This window comes from Rummeliibacillus sp. TYF005, from assembly GCF_003844195.1.
In the GTDB taxonomy this organism is placed as follows: Bacteria; Bacillota; Bacilli; order Bacillales_A; family Planococcaceae; genus Rummeliibacillus.
Genome location: NZ_ML122541.1, coordinates 264,681 through 284,000, shown reverse-complemented (window position 1 = coordinate 284,000; position 19,320 = coordinate 264,681). Strand labels below are relative to the sequence as shown.

At 34.1% G+C, this 19,320-nt stretch carries 18 protein-coding genes and 1 pseudogene; 5 read left to right on the top strand and 14 right to left on the bottom strand.

Translation table 11 applies throughout. The features are described from left to right. Nucleotides 1–72 precede the first annotated feature (72 nt). From radC to CW357_RS01385, 12 genes and pseudogenes are all read right to left on the bottom strand, one after another. Nucleotides 73–744 carry a RadC family protein gene (gene radC / locus CW357_RS01440; protein WP_147414477.1) on the bottom strand — a complete coding sequence of 224 codons (672 nt, stop codon included), beginning with the start codon at nt 742–744 and terminating at the stop codon, nt 73–75. Between the two features lie 16 nt (nt 745–760). After that, nucleotides 761–1,378 carry a Maf family protein gene (locus CW357_RS01435; RefSeq protein WP_158582352.1) on the bottom strand — a complete coding sequence of 206 codons (618 nt, stop codon included), beginning with the start codon at nt 1,376–1,378 and terminating at the stop codon, nt 761–763. A gap of 97 nt (nt 1,379–1,475) precedes the next feature. Then, nucleotides 1,476–2,105: a hypothetical protein gene (locus tag CW357_RS01430; protein WP_124217180.1), complete on the bottom strand. Its 630-nt coding sequence runs from the start codon at nt 2,103–2,105 to the stop codon at nt 1,476–1,478. A gap of 87 nt (nt 2,106–2,192) precedes the next feature. Next, nucleotides 2,193–2,948: a prepilin peptidase gene (locus CW357_RS01425; RefSeq protein WP_119415804.1), complete on the bottom strand. Its 756-nt coding sequence runs from the start codon at nt 2,946–2,948 to the stop codon at nt 2,193–2,195. A gap of 85 nt (nt 2,949–3,033) precedes the next feature. After that, nucleotides 3,034–3,840 (bottom strand): RodZ family helix-turn-helix domain-containing protein, encoded by an 807-nt coding sequence (locus CW357_RS01420; RefSeq protein WP_124217179.1) that lies wholly within the window; start codon nt 3,838–3,840, stop codon nt 3,034–3,036. Then, on the bottom strand, nt 3,837–4,424 hold the full coding sequence (locus CW357_RS01415) for a PilN domain-containing protein (RefSeq protein WP_124217178.1): 588 nt from the start codon (nt 4,422–4,424) through the stop codon (nt 3,837–3,839). Before CW357_RS01415 ends, CW357_RS01420 begins: the two co-directional genes overlap by 4 nt. Then, nucleotides 4,421–5,272, bottom strand: coding sequence for a type IV pilus biogenesis protein PilM (pilM, locus tag CW357_RS01410; RefSeq protein WP_164489523.1), 852 nt, complete (start codon nt 5,270–5,272; stop codon nt 4,421–4,423). Before pilM ends, CW357_RS01415 begins: the two co-directional genes overlap by 4 nt. A gap of 11 nt (nt 5,273–5,283) precedes the next feature. Next, complete coding sequence (locus CW357_RS01405) at nt 5,284–5,820, bottom strand: prepilin-type N-terminal cleavage/methylation domain-containing protein (RefSeq protein ID WP_371683566.1); 537 nt, start codon at nt 5,818–5,820, stop codon at nt 5,284–5,286. Between the two features lie 30 nt (nt 5,821–5,850). Beyond that, nucleotides 5,851–7,056 (bottom strand): type II secretion system F family protein, encoded by a 1,206-nt coding sequence (locus tag CW357_RS01400; protein WP_124217176.1) that lies wholly within the window; start codon nt 7,054–7,056, stop codon nt 5,851–5,853. Beyond that, a complete protein-coding gene (locus CW357_RS01395) occupies nt 7,053–8,096 on the bottom strand; it encodes a type IV pilus twitching motility protein PilT (RefSeq protein WP_119415784.1) in 1,044 nt (347 codons plus the stop codon). Before CW357_RS01395 ends, CW357_RS01400 begins: the two co-directional genes overlap by 4 nt. A gap of 11 nt (nt 8,097–8,107) precedes the next feature. Beyond that, a pseudogene (locus CW357_RS01390) lies at nt 8,108–9,772 on the bottom strand (GspE/PulE family protein). A gap of 20 nt (nt 9,773–9,792) precedes the next feature. Next, nucleotides 9,793–11,172 carry a VanW family protein gene (locus tag CW357_RS01385; RefSeq protein WP_164489522.1) on the bottom strand — a complete coding sequence of 460 codons (1,380 nt, stop codon included), beginning with the start codon at nt 11,170–11,172 and terminating at the stop codon, nt 9,793–9,795. A 295-nt stretch (nt 11,173–11,467) separates the two neighbouring features. Here CW357_RS01385 and CW357_RS01380 point away from each other — a divergent pair, with 295 nt between their 5' ends. Genes CW357_RS01380 through CW357_RS01370 form a run of 3 tightly spaced genes read left to right on the top strand, consistent with a single transcriptional unit; the run spans nt 11,468 to nt 14,371 of the window. Then, nucleotides 11,468–11,947 (top strand): type IV pilus modification PilV family protein, encoded by a 480-nt coding sequence (locus CW357_RS01380; RefSeq protein ID WP_158582350.1) that lies wholly within the window; start codon nt 11,468–11,470, stop codon nt 11,945–11,947. Beyond that, nucleotides 11,944–12,426 (top strand): PilW family protein, encoded by a 483-nt coding sequence (locus CW357_RS01375; RefSeq protein WP_158582349.1) that lies wholly within the window; start codon nt 11,944–11,946, stop codon nt 12,424–12,426. Before CW357_RS01380 ends, CW357_RS01375 begins: the two co-directional genes overlap by 4 nt. A 4-nt stretch (nt 12,427–12,430) precedes the next feature. Continuing rightward, on the top strand, nt 12,431–14,371 hold the full coding sequence (locus CW357_RS01370; RefSeq protein ID WP_119415780.1) for a PilX N-terminal domain-containing pilus assembly protein: 1,941 nt from the start codon (nt 12,431–12,433) through the stop codon (nt 14,369–14,371). Nucleotides 14,372–14,424: 53 nt separating this feature from the next. On the opposite strand, the gene CW357_RS01365 is transcribed toward CW357_RS01370, so the two are convergent. After that, the gene (locus tag CW357_RS01365) at nt 14,425–16,131 is read right to left on the bottom strand and encodes a sensor domain-containing diguanylate cyclase (protein ID WP_124217174.1); all 1,707 of its coding nucleotides are present in this window, start codon (nt 16,129–16,131) and stop codon (nt 14,425–14,427) included. A gap of 75 nt (nt 16,132–16,206) precedes the next feature. Beyond that, entirely contained in the window at nt 16,207–17,463 is a 1,257-nt protein-coding gene (locus tag CW357_RS01360; protein ID WP_124217173.1) for a bifunctional folylpolyglutamate synthase/dihydrofolate synthase, read from the bottom strand. Between the two features lie 85 nt (nt 17,464–17,548). Here CW357_RS01360 and CW357_RS01355 point away from each other — a divergent pair, with 85 nt between their 5' ends. Continuing rightward, nucleotides 17,549–18,415: an ATP-grasp domain-containing protein gene (locus CW357_RS01355; RefSeq protein WP_124217172.1), complete on the top strand. Its 867-nt coding sequence runs from the start codon at nt 17,549–17,551 to the stop codon at nt 18,413–18,415. Nucleotides 18,416–18,419: 4 nt separating this feature from the next. Continuing rightward, nucleotides 18,420–19,232, top strand: a complete 813-nt coding sequence (locus tag CW357_RS01350; RefSeq protein ID WP_119415776.1) for an ATP-grasp domain-containing protein — start codon at nt 18,420–18,422, stop codon at nt 19,230–19,232. Nucleotides 19,233–19,320 lie beyond the last annotated feature (88 nt).

The window sequence follows — 19,320 nt, the reverse complement described above, 5'->3', positions numbered from 1 at the left end:
AGCCATAACTTTCGTAGCTGTTCATAAAATCATAAGTTTCATTATAACGGAAAAGAGCAAAAAATTACAGTCCTACATGTACCCTTTCTCCTTTAAACTTATAAATTGATGATCTCCAATGATGACATGGTCTAATAATTCGATTCCGATGATTAAACCAGCTTCTTGTAAACGCTTAGTTACATCTATATCTTCTGGGCTAGGAGAGGGGTTTCCTGACGGATGATTATGTGCACAAATAATTGAGGCAGCCGATCGCTTAACAGCTTCACGAAAAATTTCACGGGGATGTACAATACTTGCATTTAAACTCCCTATAAAAATCGTTTGCTGATGGATAATTTGGTTTTTAACATTTAAAAATAGCGTCACAAAATTTTCCTGCAATAAAGATGACATGTCTGGCATCAAATAAGTGGCTGCATCTTGTGGTGAGCGAATGGTGAAACGTTCATCGGTCCTTTTTTTATGTAAACGTCTACCTAATTCAATTGATGCTAACAATTGGATAGCTTTTGCCTCACCAATTCCTTTGATACACATGATTTCTTCAATTGTCGCATTCTTTAATTCGTGAAGCTGTTCAAAATGAGTTAATACGCGATTTGCAACATGTAGAACAGATTCATGTTTTGTCCCTGTTCGAAGAAGAATTGCTAATAACTCTTGATTTGATAAACTATCTGCACCTTGTCGCTTAAGTCTTTCTCTCGGCCTATCATCAAGATGAACGTCACGAATCATTAATGGATTTTCAACACTAGTTGAAGTTGCCATAAACTGATTCCCCCTCTTCAACAGATATAATCTCTTTATCTGTTAAAAATTTTTTCAGTACATCTAATGGTAACCCCGCAACATTATATTTACTTCCGTCAATCCTCTTCACTAAATTCTGTCCAACTCCCATTATATTATAACCAACATCTTGTTCAAAAGGTTCCCCTGTTTCGATATATTGTACAATTATTTTTTTGGATAAATGGTGCATTAAAACTTCAGATTCTACCACAAATGATGAGATTTTATCATCATAACGGATTCCCACTGCTGAAGTAACTAAATGTCTTCTATTTGATAGCTTTTGAAAGAAAGTTATTGCTTCATGTCTACTACGGGGTAAAGGCAAGATCTCGCCATTAAAACTAACGACTCTTTTAACATTCATATAACATAGGGAAGGGTGTGGAGCTTTCATCCGTAATAATTGAACAACAACAAAACTGTTTACAAATTCAATAGGGTTAGTAGGTAGCGTAAAATCCATTGATACATTTTGGTGAACAACTGAAAAAGGGAGCTGCAGTTTTCCTAACAACTCTTCACAATTTCCTTGTGGATTTAATAATATAATGTCTTTTTTTAACTGAATTGACATTCTATCAACCTCCTTTTTAGTCATCATAATCCAAAAGTAAAAATTAGGGAAATTTACGAAAATAAGCAAAAATGTTATTTTGAATACTATTTAACTATCAAAATTTAATTTGTAAACAGTCATTTTGGGATACATAATGCTCTAAAATCATTAACTTTACGATTTCCAATTCTTTCGAAACCTTAGTGGCAGTAGTAACGGCCGTCTTCCAATCAACCGGTGTTGCCTGTCCAGATTTAGAATCGCTAATATTTAATTTTGCCACTTTGTCAACAGCTAACAATTGAGGTATAATTTTTACCCCCTTTTCTTCACATGCAGCACCATTTAAAACAAAAGGCTTCACAAAAGAGTCTTTAGTTACAATCGATTTAATCTTCTTCTCACTATTACTAATAGCTCCCCACAAATAGAATTGCTTATCAGCTCTAATAATAGAAACATTCTCAAATTCAGGATGTGCTGCTAAAAAATCTGAAGCAGCTTGTGATGATGAGTAAACTCCATACTGTATTGCATAGAATTTGACTGGTTTATTTTCTACACTAGCACTTTTTTGTGAATCTACAGAAAGAGTTTCCCCATTCGAATCTCCTACTTTTTTCTCAACTACCTGTAATAGGAAGAAAAATAGTAGTACACCTGCAGCTCCAATAATGACACCATGTATAACCGCAGCAAGTAAAAACTGCTTTTCTTCCTTTTTCTGTCTTGTATTAAATTTCATATCGACATCACCCCTATTCAATACCCTAGCAGAATAGACATAAAAAAAGGCGAGACTGATGTCGTCTCGCCTTAAAAAGTTTTCTCGCTAAAATAACAAATTCATATACCATTCGAGTATATCTGTACCGTAAAAATACGTCACAACACTCCCTAGAGCAATCCAAGGTCCAAAAGGCACAGGGTGTTTGCGGCCTTTCTTTTGCCATACTAACTGTGAAACACCTGCTACAAGGCCAATGATAGAAGAGACAAACAGTGCCAAGATCGTTAGTTTACTTCCTAAAACAAGGCCAATGACGAAAAATAGCTTTATATCTCCACCACCCATTCCACCTTTCGACACAAAGGCTATCAAAAACAAAATACCAAACCCAATGACTGCTCCAACAAATGCGTCCCACCATGGGTTTAAAGGTGAAAAGATCCGAGAAATAATGAGTAAAATACCAAATGGCAATAAAACCTTATCAGGTATTAACATATATGCTATATCAGACACTGTAATAATAATTAGTAGTGATATAAAAAGAATAGCGACAACTAGTTCTAGTGTAAATCCAAAGTGTAAATAGGCGAAGGCATATAAAACCCCTGTTAACAGCTCCATTAATGGATGGAAAAATCCAATCTTTGCCCCACAACTACGACATTTTCCTCGTAAAAAAAGATAAGAAAATACTGGTACTAAATCGAGTGCAGTTAATCTCCTATTACACCCTTCACAATGGGAAGGTGGAGAAATAATAGATTGTCCTTTTGGCACTCTTAAACCCACTACATTAAAGAACGAGCCAAATACTAATCCAAATATCATAAAAAATACCGCATAAACTATTTCCATCATCTTTTCCCTCTCTATCTATACCAAAAGACAGAAATCTCCCTGAAAGGCTTTACTGGAGAATTACTGCCTGTTTTTGTTGTGCTCATTTCTTTTCGTTTTGTTCATCCAGTTGACCGACATAATAGAAGGTAGTAAGTTGAATAGTCGCTTGTAATGGATCTTCTTTCGTATCCGCAGATGAATTTGTTACCTCTATATTGGGTGTTTCATAAGAAACAGAGTCTATTCGCATGATTCGAGGCAAAAATTCAATTTCCCTCAAAAACTGTTTAATCTCTTTTTTATCAGTTGCATCAACCGTTAAGTTCATCGTTAATAGTTTCAAGGATTCTGGCAAACTACTAGTAGCAATAGGTGACACAGGTGCTATATTTTTTTCACTATTTTGCGTAGCATCTGTATTCTGGTTATTTGAATCTGGTGCAGTCGTATTTAAATTTTGTGATTGATTTGAGTCAACCTGTTGCGCATCTGTGGATTGGGTAGATGAATTACTATTTGTTGCCCCATCTTTTTGCTCTTCTGTGTTAATTGTTTCTTTCACAGCTGCATCATAATTATTAAAAGCAATATCGACAATTTCCGTGTTACTAACAGATTCTAATTGCTCAATCGAATCGATTAAGCTATCAAGCTCTCTTTCTGTAGGGACTTCTGTTTTTAGTTCAGACGTACTCTTTTTCTCTGCCTGCTGATTAGATTTTAAGTTATCTAATTGTTTCTCCAAGTCTTTTGATTCTGTTTTTAAATTTGTAATTTGGTATTGCAAAGAATCTCTTTCTTCCATCTTTGGATAAACTACATAGTAAAAAATCGCAAATCCCAATACAAATACAAGTGCTGCGATAAATAAGGAAGTTAGTTTTTTGTTCGTACCAAATGATTTCATGGGCGTTCACCCTCTGCTAGTAGATTTGCTTGATTGATCTTAAGTTGAATGGTTGCTTTATAGCGAGGGACAAGCAGCTCACTCGCTGTCGCGTTTTGGTACTCTGCTTTCTCTGGTTTAAAAGAAGAAACAGAAGAAACTTGCACATCTGTATACAATTTATCTGTCATTAAATTTTGAACATATGTAGAGACACCATGTAATGTTTCAAAATCTGCTGTAATTTCAATGCCTGATTCACCATATGTAATATCCGTCAATTTTTCATAAGATTCTAGATGACTTTCAATACTGTCAATAATCGGTGTAACAGGGTATGAAACAGCTTCAACAAACTTCACTGATTGTTCAAAAGAACCTGGTGATTCCTTTTGAAAATTAGCAATTTGTTTATGATAAGAATCTACCTCGCTCGATAATGCTTGTTGTTGTGAGTCAAGAGATTTTATATCACTTGCAAGCGAAAAATAATATAAACCAAATACGAGCGCCATTAAACCAGCTATTAAGACGGCAAGCCATACAGCTGGTTTTTGCGATGTACTTTTTTCCACATTGGGTAAGAGGTTAATATCTGGAATCATGCCTTGACAACCTCCTTCAATGCCAAACTAATGAGACTGGCTTGTGATGCTTTAAAGTTTGGAAACTCTTCTTCCATTACTTGATCTGTTAAAATGTGAACAGGTAAAGTAACTTGACTTTCTAGCATTTCTGCAATGTATTTAAGCTCAGGAGAGTCTCCCAATACGACAATTTGATCTACCCCTTTTTCCCCTTTGTTCAATGAATATTGATAAAAGTTAATAATTCGTTCAATTTCAGCTAGCGGCTCAAATAGCGCGTTTTGATACTGACTAATCTCATCATTGTAAAAATAATCAAAATCATCTTCTGTATAACGCGATTGCCATTTACTACGCTCTGTCTCAATCGTTTGGAAACGCAAAAACTCTACCTCGCCAAATGAATAGATGACGAGCGACAATTCATTGATTGACCAGTTGGCTAGCAATGTTGTCGTATTCACCAAATTTGGTAAGAGTAAATTGACTAAACGAATCAATGAAATCACTTTAATATCTGCTACAACAGGTGTTAAGCCTGCATCTGTCAGTAATCCAACTACTTTTTGCACTTCTTCCGCATTCGTTGCGAAGATTGTTGCTTTACCATCGCCTTGCTTCGCATCATAAATATCAATCAGAGGATTTTCAAATGGTAGATGGATCGTTCGACCAATCTCCATCTCCACATACTGTTTAATAGATACAACATCTTCTAATTCTTGCGGATGCTCAATAGCTTTCATCATTACCGTACTTTCCGGTACATAAAAGCTCACATTTTGGCCCTTAATCCCCCAATTTTTCACATGATCTTTTAACAATTCAAAAAATGCTAGTTCATCCTCGATAATTCCATCGACCATCATCTATCATTCTAATTACCATTCTGATTACCATTTTGAGTTGTATCATCAGCAGTAATATCTTGACCATCCATTGCTTTGGCTAATTTTTCACTTGTTACAGTACCTGAAGAGAATTTATCTTTAAACTTTCCTTTCATCTCTTTTAATGGAGCGTAAGTCAATTTATACCCATCAGTAGTTTTTTCAACAAAAGTAGCATCAGTTAATTCAGCAGTATCTTTTTCAACAAAACCTTTTAATTCAGTACCTAAGCACTTATCTTTATCTTCACAAGATCCATCTTGTAATGCAATTTTTGCTCCAGAAATTATACTTGAAGCATCGGCTAAAATAGCTTTATCCTTAGAATTATTAATAATATTCCCAATCGCAGGAATTGCAATTAAAGCAATAATCGCAATAATAACGATAACTGCTAAAAGTTCAATCAATGTCATACCTTTTTGATTTTTCATCAATTTTTTCATTTTTGTTTTCATTGTTCTTCCTCCCTTTTTATATGTAGGTTCTTCACCTAGAAAATTTCGTGAAACATCGTCTTTCATTTCCTTTTCACCTCCTTTCAACTGGTCTTTTTACATTTGTTCATATAGGCTAAACATCGGTAGCATGACTGCTGCCATGATGAACCCAACTACAACTGCCAATAAAAGAATCATGATTGGCTCGATTAACGCTTTCAATGAGTCTACTGTTCGGTCGACATCATCTTCATAGAACTCCGCAATTTTCTCCAGCATATAATCGAGAGAACCTGTTTGTTCGCCGATTGATACCATTTGTGTTACTAAAGGAGGGAAAACCCAACTTTGCACTAATGGCTCTGCTAACGAACTCCCTTTTTCGAGTGAAGACTTTGATTGTTTTACGACATCTTCAATGACAGGGTCTCCAATAATTTTCTCAACAATTGCTAATGCATTTAAAATAGGAACAGAACTACTAAATAATGTAGCGAGCGTTCTTGTCATTCGAGCAATTGCCGATTTTTGCAACACTTTTCCGAAAATCGGCATTTTCAACAGTGCATAATGAATATAAAAATTTAATTTTGTATTGTTCTTATAGAGATATAGGAAAACGCCAATAACCACTATTCCCCCGAATAGAAATATCCACCAAAAGTTTTTTAATGCATCACTTAAGGCTAGTACCATTAATGTAATGGCGGGTAACTCAGCACCAAAACTTGCGAAGTTTGCGGTGAATTTTGGCACTAACCAAATGAGCATAAAAGCGGATACAAAAAGGATGAGAATGAGTAAAACAATTGGATAGGCCATCGTTGACTGGATCTTCTTCTTCAATTTAAAAGACTTCTCGTAACTAAATGCCATACGGTCTAATGTATCATCCAAATTTCCTGTTGCTTCACCAGCTTTCATCATATTGACAAATAGCACAGGGAATATCTTTGGGAATTTCGTTGCGGCATCCGAAAAAGCAATCCCAGAACGTAAGTCTTCTTCGACACCATTTAGTGCTTTTTTTAAGCCTTTGCTTGATGTTTGTTCAGATAGAATATGGGTAGCTTCAACAATCGATATCCCAGCTCTTATTAATGTTGCAAATTGCCGGCAGTAAATAACAAAATCTTCATTTTTCATGGCATTGCCAATCGTCAAATCTTTGTGCAATAAGCTCTTCGATTCTTCAACTTGTCTTGGATTAATACCTTTATCACGCAATTTTTTAATCGCTAGTTGTTTTGAACCCGCTTCAATCGTGCCCTTTTCCATTGCCCCTTGCATAGTACGGCCGCTAAATCGATAAACTGTCATACAAATTCACCTGCATTCATATAAACTTTTGCTGTATCAAAATCGATTAGTCTTTTGGCAAGTAGCTGCTGTATTGAGCTATCAATTGTATGCATACCAAGTGCTCGATTCGTTTGCATAATATTTGTCAATTGATGTACTTTGTCATTGCGGATTAAGTTTGCTACTGATGATGTATGTATCAAAATTTCAGTAGCAGCAATACGACCAGGCTTGTCTATTCGTTTAAATAGACGTTGAGAAATGATCCCTTGCAAAACATTCGCTAATTGAATACGAATTTGCCCCTGCTGATGAGGAGGAAAAACATCAATAATGCGATCAATCGTTGTAGGTGCACTGCTCGTATGAAGCGTTGCCATCACTAAATGACCAGTTTCTGCAGCAGTAATTGCTGTGGAAATCGTCTCTAAATCTCGCATTTCTCCGACTAGAATAATATCTGGATCTTGACGAAGTGCAGCACGAAGCCCATTTGCAAAGCTTTTCGTATCTGAACCAATTTCACGTTGATTGACAATTGACTGTTTGTGCTTATGCAAATACTCAATTGGATCTTCTAATGTGATAATATGTTTAGCCTGATTTTCATTGATATTGTTGATCATCGCTGCCAATGTAGTCGATTTCCCTGATCCTGTGGGACCAGTCACTAGAATAAGTCCTTGAGGTTTTTTACATAAATCTTTTAATACATTAGGCATTCCTAGTTGTTCAATGGTTGGTATTTCTGCTGTAATCTTACGAGCAGCTAATGTACAACTGTTTCGTTGATGATAAGCATTCATACGAAAACGGCATCTTCCGGGTAACGAATAGTTAAAGTCGACTTCGCCATTCGTCTCAAATTCTTCCATCCGATGAGGTGGCAACACATCACAAATCATTCGCTTTAAATCCTCAGGCGTTAGTATTTCTTCTCCATGCGGTTGTAATTGACCGTTGATTCGATAATAAGGAGGTACCCCTACAGTTACATGTAAATCCGAAGCATCCTTTTCATCAGCAATGGTTAGTAAATCTACAATTGATTTTGTCATTTCCTCACATCCTACTCATCTGTCGCCACACGTAATATTTCTTCAGTTGTCGTTAGACCATCTGCTACTTTTAATAGTCCATCTTCTAGTAACGTGCAATATCCATGCTTGTACATATGTTTTTTTATATCTGCTAGACTTGCCTTATTTAGTATTAACTCTTTAACTTGTTCATCAACTACCAAAACCTCGTGAATTGCTAGCCTTCCTCTATACCCCGTATTATTACAAGATGGGCAACCTGACCCACGCTTTACTTGTGAAATTGGAATTTGATGTTTCTCAAATATACCTGATTCTCGACTTGATAATTGTTGGTATTCTCCACAATCTCGACAAACTCGACGAACAAGACGTTGTGCTACCACTCCAACCACTGAAGAAGAGAGTAAAAAAGGTTCAATCCCCATATCAAATAGTCGAGATATAGATTCGACTGCACTATTCGTATGTAATGTACTTAATACTAAATGACCTGTTAAAGATGCCCTTGTTGCAATTTGAGCAGTCTCTAAATCTCGTATTTCTCCAATCATGATAATATCTGGGTCTTGACGCAAAATTGAACGTAACCCAGTCGCAAATGTTAAACCAATTTCTTCACGGACTTGAATTTGATTGACACCTTCCAATTGATATTACACTGGATCTTCAACCGTAATAATATTGACCTCTTCATTATTTAGATAGGTAAGAGCAGTTGATAATGTTGAAGATTTCCCTGATCCTGTTGGTCCAGTTATCAATACAATTCCATTTGGTTTGCCAATCATTTCTTTAAAATAAGTTAAATTAGCCTCTGAAAAACCTATTTTATGGAGATCTCCGTGTGAATTATTTAAATCTAATACACGCATCACCACTTTCTCCCCGTAAACAGTCGGTAAAGTAGATAATCGTATATCAACTGGATGAAGATTAATATTAGCTTTAATCCGTCCATCCTGCGGTAAGCGATTTTCTGTAATATTTAAATTCCCCATAATTTTTATACGAGCAATAATCATATTCTGCATCGTTTTCGGTAACGATCTTTCAGTTTTTAAGACACCGTCAATTCGATAGCGAATACGAAGTACGGTTTCTTGAGGGTCAAAATGAATATCACTTGCTCTTTGCACAACGGCATTCGAAATAATTTGGTTCACGAGCTTAACAATTGGCGAATCATCATCTAGCATTTCGTTTTCATCATTCTTTTCTGTAGGCATAAGATCATTTAATGCCGCATCCATTGTTTCTTGTAAGTCATAATACTTACTAATCGCACGTCGTAAATCATCTTTTGTCGCAATACAAGTTTCAATTTGACAGCCTGTAGCCATTCGTACTTCTTCAATCGCAAAATAATCCATTGGGTCTGCCATTGCGATTAATAACTTATTCTTCTCTCGAGACAAAGGCATAAGTAAAGCACGTTTTGCCAGACCTTTTGGAAGCAACTGTATTAGGTCTTGATCAATAGCAAACTGACTGATGCTAATGTGTGGAATGTCTAATTGAATTTCTAATACGTCTATAAGTTGTTGCTCAGTTAATAAGTTTTCGCGTATTAAAAAGTCACCCAGCTTTTCATCTTTGCTCTTATTATGTAAAGCAAATTCTAATTGTTCCCCTGTTATAGCCCCTGCTTCAACTAGTAAATCACCCAATCGTTTCCTAGTCGTTAAACTCATCATATTCACATCCTACAATGTTATTTAGTATCTTTTGGTGTTACTATATCGCCAGATTTGTTATAATAACTGCCTTTCGGTACAGATCCACCATTTTTACTCTTTGTAGCTTCTTTATGACTTGCTGAAATTGAATTTTGCTCTTTACTATTTGAACTTTCGCTATTACTATTTAATTTTCCGCTCGAATCCTGATTACTTAAATCCTCAGAAACTGATTGTCCATTTGAACCTACTGAATCTTCGTTTGTATCATCTAAAGTATTACTATTCGTTGATTGAATAGATGATTTTTCGATAATTTCATTTTGTGGAGCATAGTAATTTTGACTTATGAGTTGGGTCTTTGAATCACCATTTTCCTCTGTAATAGTTCGATAGATTAATAGCTGTAAACCCGGTTTCGCTTGTTGAATTGTTTTACTTTCACCTTTCGATAAATTTTTGGAGTATCGATAGATTGTACGTGATTGAACTGTCTTTTTATCTTTTTCTGAAACAATAACTTCTGGGCTACCCGGTAAAGTAAATAATTCAATTTTCAGAGTATTTTCTTTCACGGAAGCTACAACTTTTGTAGGGACCGCACTATGAGAGATGAATTGCAAATCCTTTTCTAAAAAAGGACTTACAGTAGCTTCGTATCCTGGTTTTATGTAAGTTGGAATTTTTTCAGCTTGATGTCTTTCCATAATTTCAAAACTACTTTGTAAAACTGCACTATATAATGCTGATGCCACAAGCGTCATCGTATCATCATTACTACTAGCTTTTGTGGCAAGATCATTAAAAGAAAACGGCGTTTCTGGTTCAATCATGACGCCATCTAATTCTTTTACAATTGCTGTAGCGTCTAAAATTTGATCTTCTTTTAATGCAATTGACTGAAATGAAATTCGTTCTGCATCTTCCAATGAAAGATCATTTACTTTTATTTTAATGGGAGATTTCTTTAAGTAAGATGCTGATTCAAGTAATTGTGATTCAATTTCTGAATTATGTATTTTAGTTTCACTTTTAATTTTTTTCATTAATGACTTACTTGCTCTAACATCTAACCGTTCATCAACAGTAGGAGAATCTTGCCAAAATGCATACCATGGTTTTTCACTATGCTCTTTAAATTTTTTAATAGAATTATCAATATTAAATAGAAAATCATCACCACTTAATAATATTTTCTTAGAACCAACTGTTACGTAAATACCTTCACTCTTCCAGTCTTCTATTGCGGTATTTAAATTTCTTCTGATCTCTTTATCCGATAATTCATCCACACTAACAGTTCCAATCGTTGATCCATTAGAAGTTGCATACGCTATAACATCCACATATTTTAGAGAAATTAGTAATATTGATAAAAATAGTATTATTGCCATTGCTTTAGACAAAAAATTCATACTTATATCCCCTATCAAAATCATTCTATTAACATGTATTTTTAACTTTATTTAACATTATATCTTTTTCTTATAAAAAAATCTGTGACTTTTTACATCAATTTTGTTCAAAAAATAAATTAATTAAACAAATAATATGATTTTTTTCATACAAATTATCTAAATAAGTGTATATAATATATATGCATGGGTAAATTGTAAATTTATAGAATTTTAATTGCGCTGTATTTACCATATTAATCTAGTAATTACATAAATAATTAGCAAAAAAGATTTTGGGAAAGGATATTAAATGATGTCAAATAATGTTTATCGTAACGAGAGAGGGGCAACATTAGTAGAAGTCATTGCTTCATTTGTCATCTTAGTCATTCTATTAGTATCATTTTTCACCTTTTTCATTCAGACGAAGCAAACAACGAAATCTTCAAAGACTAATGTTGATGCCACATATGTTGCACAAACCGAAATGGAAAATATATATAATACCAGTATAAATTATACATTTAATGATAAAGAAAGTGGTATTTCAGGGTTAAAATATCAAAATGCTTCATGTGTAAATACTTTTCATAAAAAAGATACTCAATTTTCCGATTATTTAATAGTCTTGCAAATTGAACATAATGCCCAATTCCCTACAGTTCTCTCAGATATAACTATTAAAGTTTATGACAAAAAAACATTAGAAAATCTAGATGTTATCTGTGATAATCCTCAAAATTATAAGGCAATTATGCAAAATGTCATTGAATGGAAGGCTGGTACTCAATGAATTTCAAAAAGATTTTTCTAAAACAAAAGGGAATAACCTTAATAGAAGTTGTAGCAGTACTTGTTATTATTAGTTTCTTGTCACTCTTAATACTTAACGTTTTAACAGATAGCTCTCAGCAATATAATGTCCAAGTAGCGGAAAATACTCAGATTAATGATATTTCATATATTTTAAAACTAGTTACAAAGGAAATTCGAATGACGAGCGTTGAGCATATTATTGAGATTGATAACGGTATACGATTTAATAACTCGAATACAAACTATCAATTAGATACAGCTAATCGCACGATTTACAAATATAGTGGCGATCCAAATACCTATAGTAATCGCGACGAAGTTCTCGCAAATCAAATTAATACATTTAAAATTGAAAAAATAAAGCCTACTAAACAAGGGTCTAATACAGGATGGCATATTCTTATTGAAGATCAGCATAACAAAAAAATTGAAACAACAATATTTTCGAGGAGTTGAGGCTATGAAAACACTTTTGATTTGCAGGAATAACAATCAAAATGGCTATACTTTAATTATCGCCATCCTAACTCTATTTATAATATCAATACTCGGATTAGGCTTAATAAGCACCACTTCTTCAACAATGAAAAAAACTGCTAACGAAAGGGACAACCAATCTGCCTACTATATCGCAGAATCTGGCATTACCCAGGAACGAGTTGAAATCAAAAAAATAGCAAAGCTGGCTTTTGACGAAACAAAAATTGCCGAAGCGGCTTATATTGCCGCTTTAAAGGAACATCAAGAAACTAAACCAGCACCATTCGATTTTCAATCTGAGTTTATTCAAAATGCGAAAGAGAAAATTAATAAAAAGTACACAAATTTACCTGAAGGAAGTAGCCTTCTCGTAATAAGTGACAGTAATTTAATAAAAATGAGCAGTAAAGTTACATACACTAAGCAAAAAGGTATAGAACCTACTTCAGAAACAACCGTAAAGCCGGATTATCAAAATAGTACTACTAAAAAGCTTATTTATACTATTAAATCAACCGGGAAAATTGGGGACAATAATAAAAGGACTATCTCACAAATAATACAAATTTCTCTAGATCAAGATCCAGGCAAAAAAAAGGTTGTTATTGAAAATCCAATAGATCCTACACCTCCAAGTCTAAATTCTTGTTATGCAGTTTACACTTCAGGAACATTTAACGGTGGAAGCGCAACAATAAAAGGAGATGTATACTCAACGAAGAAATTAGTGATTGAAAATACAGGAGCCTCCTATAGGGGAAGTATCTATTCTACTGAAGACATAATTATAAAGGGTTCTAATGGCATAAAAAATGTTTATTCTCAAAAAGATGTTACCTTAAGCGGTGGAAGTATCAGTGGTTCAGTTTATGGTAACAATATTTCAATTGATGGTTATCCGAAAATTTCACAAGATGTAATTGCCTTGAATAACATTAATATTACAAGTTGGGTGGAGATAGGTGGACATTATAAATATGGAAATAATTTTTCAAATACTACAACTTCACAGGAGACTTCAAAAGCAAGTCAATTAACAAACGGAGAAATAACAAATTTGAAAAAAGAATACTCATTTGAAAATAATAATGAAAATAATTTCAACAATACATGTACAGCAACTATACCCAAATTAAAAAATACAGAGGATGTTTTTAGAAATACAAATCTCCCTATTTATCCAAATAAAAAGATTACCAGTACAGATAATAGTGGAACTTCCTTTGCTTTTGTGGAAGATGGAATTCTTTCCGTAAATGCAAAAGCAAGCAATCAGGTATTAATATTAGATTCAGATATCTATTTAAAAAAAATAAATATTACTGGTAATGAAACACTATATATAGATCTTAAAGGTCAAACTCATTCAATATATGTTGATTCATTAAATTTAGCTGGCAAAATCAAGCTTATCAATCAAGGAGTATTAAATCTTTACATTAAAGATAAGATGTATTTGAATCATGGCTCTATTAATGAAAATGGTGGTTCTTCACAAACAAATATCTATTATGCTGGTGCTGACAAATTAACTATAGCGAGTAATATTAATTTAATGAGCTCTTTACATGTTAAAAATGCAGACTTAACTTTAACTTCTGGAAGTAAAGTAGCTGGTAATATTTTCGTTTACGGAAATAATAATGTGGAGGTTTCTGGCGGATCTAAAGATGTAGAACAATTATTTTTAGCCCCAAATTGCAACTTTGTACAATCCGAAGGTGGAACCATTAATGGAAATATTGTAGCTAAAAATTATGTTAATTCTGGTGGTGGTTCGGTGAATCCCCCTTCGAAAACAGAGCAACCAGGAAGTTTAAATCCAGGAGGTAGTTCGACGACAACCATAGAATTAGATGATTTTCCTGCAATAACTGACGATTTTGTATTTATTCAATCTCAAATTGAAGAAAAACGATAAAAAACTAAGGCTCTAGCCTTAGTTTTCTTTTTAGAATTTATTTAAAGTACCTGTCAAAACCCAGCAACCCGGTTCCTACCCTTTTGCTTTGCGCCAATGTACATTGCTTGATCGGCGTTTCGTAGTAATGAGGGGCCATCATCGGTATCTTCATAAGCGGAAGATACACCTATACTAGCAGTGACATGCACGACTAAATGTGAGACATCTTCTATTAAATCCGGAGAAATTTCAAATGGTTGTTGCTCAATGGTTTTACGTAAATGTTCTGCAATTTTTAATGCAGCTTTTTTTGAATAGTTTGGTAGAAGGACAACAAACTCTTCCCCTCCGTACCGAGCAATGGTTCCTCGCGAAGCCACTTCTCTTCGTAAAAGATCTGCAATTCCACATAAAATATCATTACCACTTTGATGACCATAATTATCGTTAATTCTTTTAAAATAGTCGATATCGAGCATTATTAATGATAAATTTGAAATATTTCGATTATTTAAATCACCCATCATATCCGTTAAATGTTGGTCAAAATATCTGTAATTAAATAATCCCGTCAAACCACATCGTTCACTACTATGTTTTGCATTTTCTACATATCTTGCTTTTTCTAACGAAACGATAAAGTACGAACAGATAAGTTCTAAAATCTTTATTTGGTAATCTTTAAAAAAGTTTTTCTTTTTAGATGTTAATAATAGAATGCCTTCCATACTTTTTTCTCTCAATAGTGGTAGTGCTAAAACACTTTGAGTATCAGAAGGGAGATAGTCATTTGAACACAAATCTAATTCTGAACGTTTATTTACCCCAAATTTTGTTTCTGTAGTTAAAATTTCAGTTAAAAGGCCTGTACTAAGTTCTTTGTGGGTAACGTTTTTTAATATCATTTTCCCATTTTCATATGCTCTTAAAACTGAAAGAGTTCCTGTTTGTTTTCTTCGATCAATCATATAAAGTCCATCAACAGAAACCATTTTAGGTACACGATCCATAAATAAGTCGAGCGTTTCTTCTGAACTTAATCGATCAGCTAATTGGTGTCCAAAGTGCGCTGCGTTAGAAAGTTCCTTATTTAACTTACTTGAAGTCCCATATAATTGTAATAACTTTATCGCAATATAAAATGGAATCCCTAGTAAAATGATAGATATGACACCTACATGTTCACCTAGAATATACAAAGTGATTCCCATTGGAAGTACAAAGCAACAAGTTAAATAATCCCATGCGTCTTCCATCGTAAAGAATGGTGTCCTATTTCCTAATAAAAGTCCACTAACTTTTAATAAAATATGATTTGCAGTAATATTCACCAAAATATAAAGCAAACCATAACTAATAATCTCCTTAATATCATGCGTATGGATTCCTCCCCCAAATTTCAAAAAGGCAAAACCGCTTATGAATGAAACAAGTAAGAACATAATCGAATTCCAAGGCATACGGTATAGTTCTTTCCGAGTTAGTTTTAAACGATAGATAAAAGGAATCATCGAAATTTGGAAAACAATAATTTCAATAAATAATCCAAATCTCAAAAATACAGCAAGACTTACCCATTGAATTAGGAAGTAAGGTACCCCATTAATATTCGCTGGCCAATAAGCAGTTACAAGACTTAAAACAGTGAGTCCTATTAATAATATCCAATCTATATCACTAGTAGGAGGAAATGCGCGATAAATTGCATAGATACTTATAGGTACAATGGCCATCCATGCTATAAAGATCATTATCTGAAAAACAAATGACTTTTTCATACTCTCCCCCCACTTATTCTCAAGTTACTGTAAATTATAGCACAAAAAATTTCCAATTCAATACAAATGTATAGGTTATTTAAACCTTGTTAATAGTGTTTTTCTCCATTGGGCTAAAAGATAAAGCGACCCTGTCATAATAATAATACCACTCATATCTAGCTTTTTTTCCATAATTTGAATTATATTATCTTTGGATACAGATTTATTTTCACTATGACTTAAGTCGTATATCATATTAGCTGGCATTGCCCGTTCATTATCTACATCAACAAAAGTAAAACTATTACCTACTTCTTCTAATAACCTTAAAACACCTTCTACATCTTTATCCTTTAATATCCCCATAACAAAATGAATCTTTTGTCCTGGAAATTCTTCTTTAATCGTCTCAATAAGTGTTTTTGCACTTGCAGGATTATGTGCACCATCAAGATATAAGTTTTGAGTGATTTTTTCAAAACGTCCAGCCAAATGTGCTTCGTGAACACCTTTTTTTATCTTTTCTACATTAATTTCTATACCCTGTTCTTCTGCAAATTTTATAAAGGCGGTAATCGCAAGAGCCATATTACTACGTTGATGGGCACCTGGCATGATACGTTTCAAATGTGAAATTTCATAATTAGGTTTATAGTATCTTTCATCATCTTCCGTTACTTCAATAGAGAAATCTTTGTCGTACACATAGAGTGATGCATTTTGTTTTTTTGCTTCATCGATGAAAACCGTCATTGCTTCAGGTGGAAGCTCTCCGGTAATAATTGGTCTTTCTTTCTTAATAATGCCTGATTTGTGATAAGCAATTTTAGCTAACGTATCTCCTAAAAAGCGGGTATGTTCTAATGAGATACTAGGTACAACTGAAACAATAGGGATCATTACATTTGTAGAATCATAACGGCCACCCATACCACATTCGATAATCGCAATATCGGGTTTAAATCGACTAAATGCCAGATAGGCTGCTACTGTAAGAAGCTCAAAATCCGTTAATCTTCCACTTAAACCTGCCTCACTCATAATTTCAAAAATTGCATCCATCTCATTTGTTGTAATTGGCATTTCATTAAGCTGGATTTGGTCGTGAACATCTTCTATACATGGAGACATAAATGTAGCTGTCTTTAAGCCATGACTTCTAGCAATATGTTCAATAAATGTTACTGTAGAACCCTTTCCATTTGTACCAGCTAGATGAATTACCGGTATACTATTTTGAGGATTTCCCACTAAAGCTAATGCTTCTTTCATCGCATCTAATCCTGGTTTAATCGCTGGATCGCTGGAAATTTGCCAACGTTCCTTATATTCATCTAATTTAGGAATCATCTTAACACTCCGTCCTATATATTCAATCATTTTCGTGCTAAACTTTTATATATTATTATAGCACTGTGTTAAGGGGATTTTTATGATGAAAACTTGTTGGATTATATACAATGGTAGTCTTGTAAATGACAAATTTCTCGACCAAGCAAGACTAATGGCCGAAGCATGTGAACAGCTTAATGTTCAACCAATTATTTATAAAAATTATGAAATTATGATGAAGCTAGACGAAAAACTTCAAAACAAACCCGATTTCGTCATCTTTTTAGACAAAGATATTCTACTCGCAACTTTCTTAAAAAATAGTGGTATTCCAGTTTTTAATGATCCTGAGGTCATTGAGACTTGTGATAATAAGGCCAAACAATACATACAGCTCGCAAAAGCAAATGTACCAATGCCTACGACAATTATTGCACCAAAGGTCTATGCTAAGTTTACTATTCGAGATAGCGGTTATTTTGAAAATGTTTTACAAACATTAGGCTTACCAATGATTATTAAAGAAGGTCATGGATCATTTGGGATGCATGTCTATCTGATTCATACAAAGGAAGAATTTTATGAAAAAGTGGATGCACTTAGAGGTGTAGATTTTGTCTTCCAACAGTTTATCGATTCAAGCCGTGGTCGCGATATTCGGGTCAATATTATTGGTGATGAAGTCGTGGCATCCATGTATCGCCATTCTGAAACTGATTTTAGAGCAAATATCACAAATGGTGGTCATGCAGAAAAAGTAGTGTTGACGGATACACAGAAAGAAGTGGCTATTCAAGCAGCTAAAGCAGTTGGTGCTGAATTTGCAGGTGTAGATTTATTATTCGGACCAGATGAAGAGCCTCTAGTTTGTGAAGTAAATGCTGCAGCACATATTCGAAACCTTTATAATGTTACGGGCATTAATGTAGGTGTTAAGTTTGTCGAGTATATTTTGAAGAAAATTGGGTGATTTGATGGAAAAGGCTTATCTTATATATGAACGGGAAGACTCTAAGAAAAATACAACTTTTATCGAACAAATGATAGCTGCAGCTCGTAAAATGGAAATTGAGTTCATTTTAGTAATAGCAGATGAAATTGAGCAAAATATTATGGATATACCTTTCAATGGGGCACTATTTGTTTGGAATCGTACACGTAATCCTGAAATTGCTAAAAAGTTAGAATCGATTGGCATTAAAGTATTTAATCGTTCAACTGTAAATGAGCTTGCGAACAATAAAAAAGAGACCTTAAAGTTTGCCCATCTACACGGAATTCCTACCGTTCCTATCTTACGTGAAGAACAAATACAACAGTATCCTATTATTATTAAAACAATTGATGGACATGGTGGGAATGAAGTTGCTCTATGTAACTCAAGTGAAGATCTTAAATTTTTTCAATTAAAGTGGCGAGGGCGAAAACTATTAACGCAACCTTATATTGAGACAAACTCCACAGATGTACGGGTATGGGTTGTAGGTTCAAAGATTATTGGTGCTGTTAAAAGAAAAGGAAGTCACGATTTTCGATCTAATTACACTTTAGGCGGATCTATTGAAAAATATAATCTATCTCATGAGCAGCGTTTACAAGTGTTGACACTTCAAAAAGCATTAAATAGTAATTATATCGGCATTGACTTTTTACTACGACCGGATGGCAAATGGCTCTTAAACGAAATTGAAGATCCAGTCGGTGCAAGATCATTTTACAATTTATATGATGAAGATTTATCTACTATATTAATGGACTATTTCGTTCAGGAATTGGAAGTTTTATAGTTTCTTGGTGATGCGGGGGTGTCTGATGACTCTCCCGTATTTTTATTAGCTGTTTCTCACGCGATTTTCGGGTGGTCTCCCGCGATTT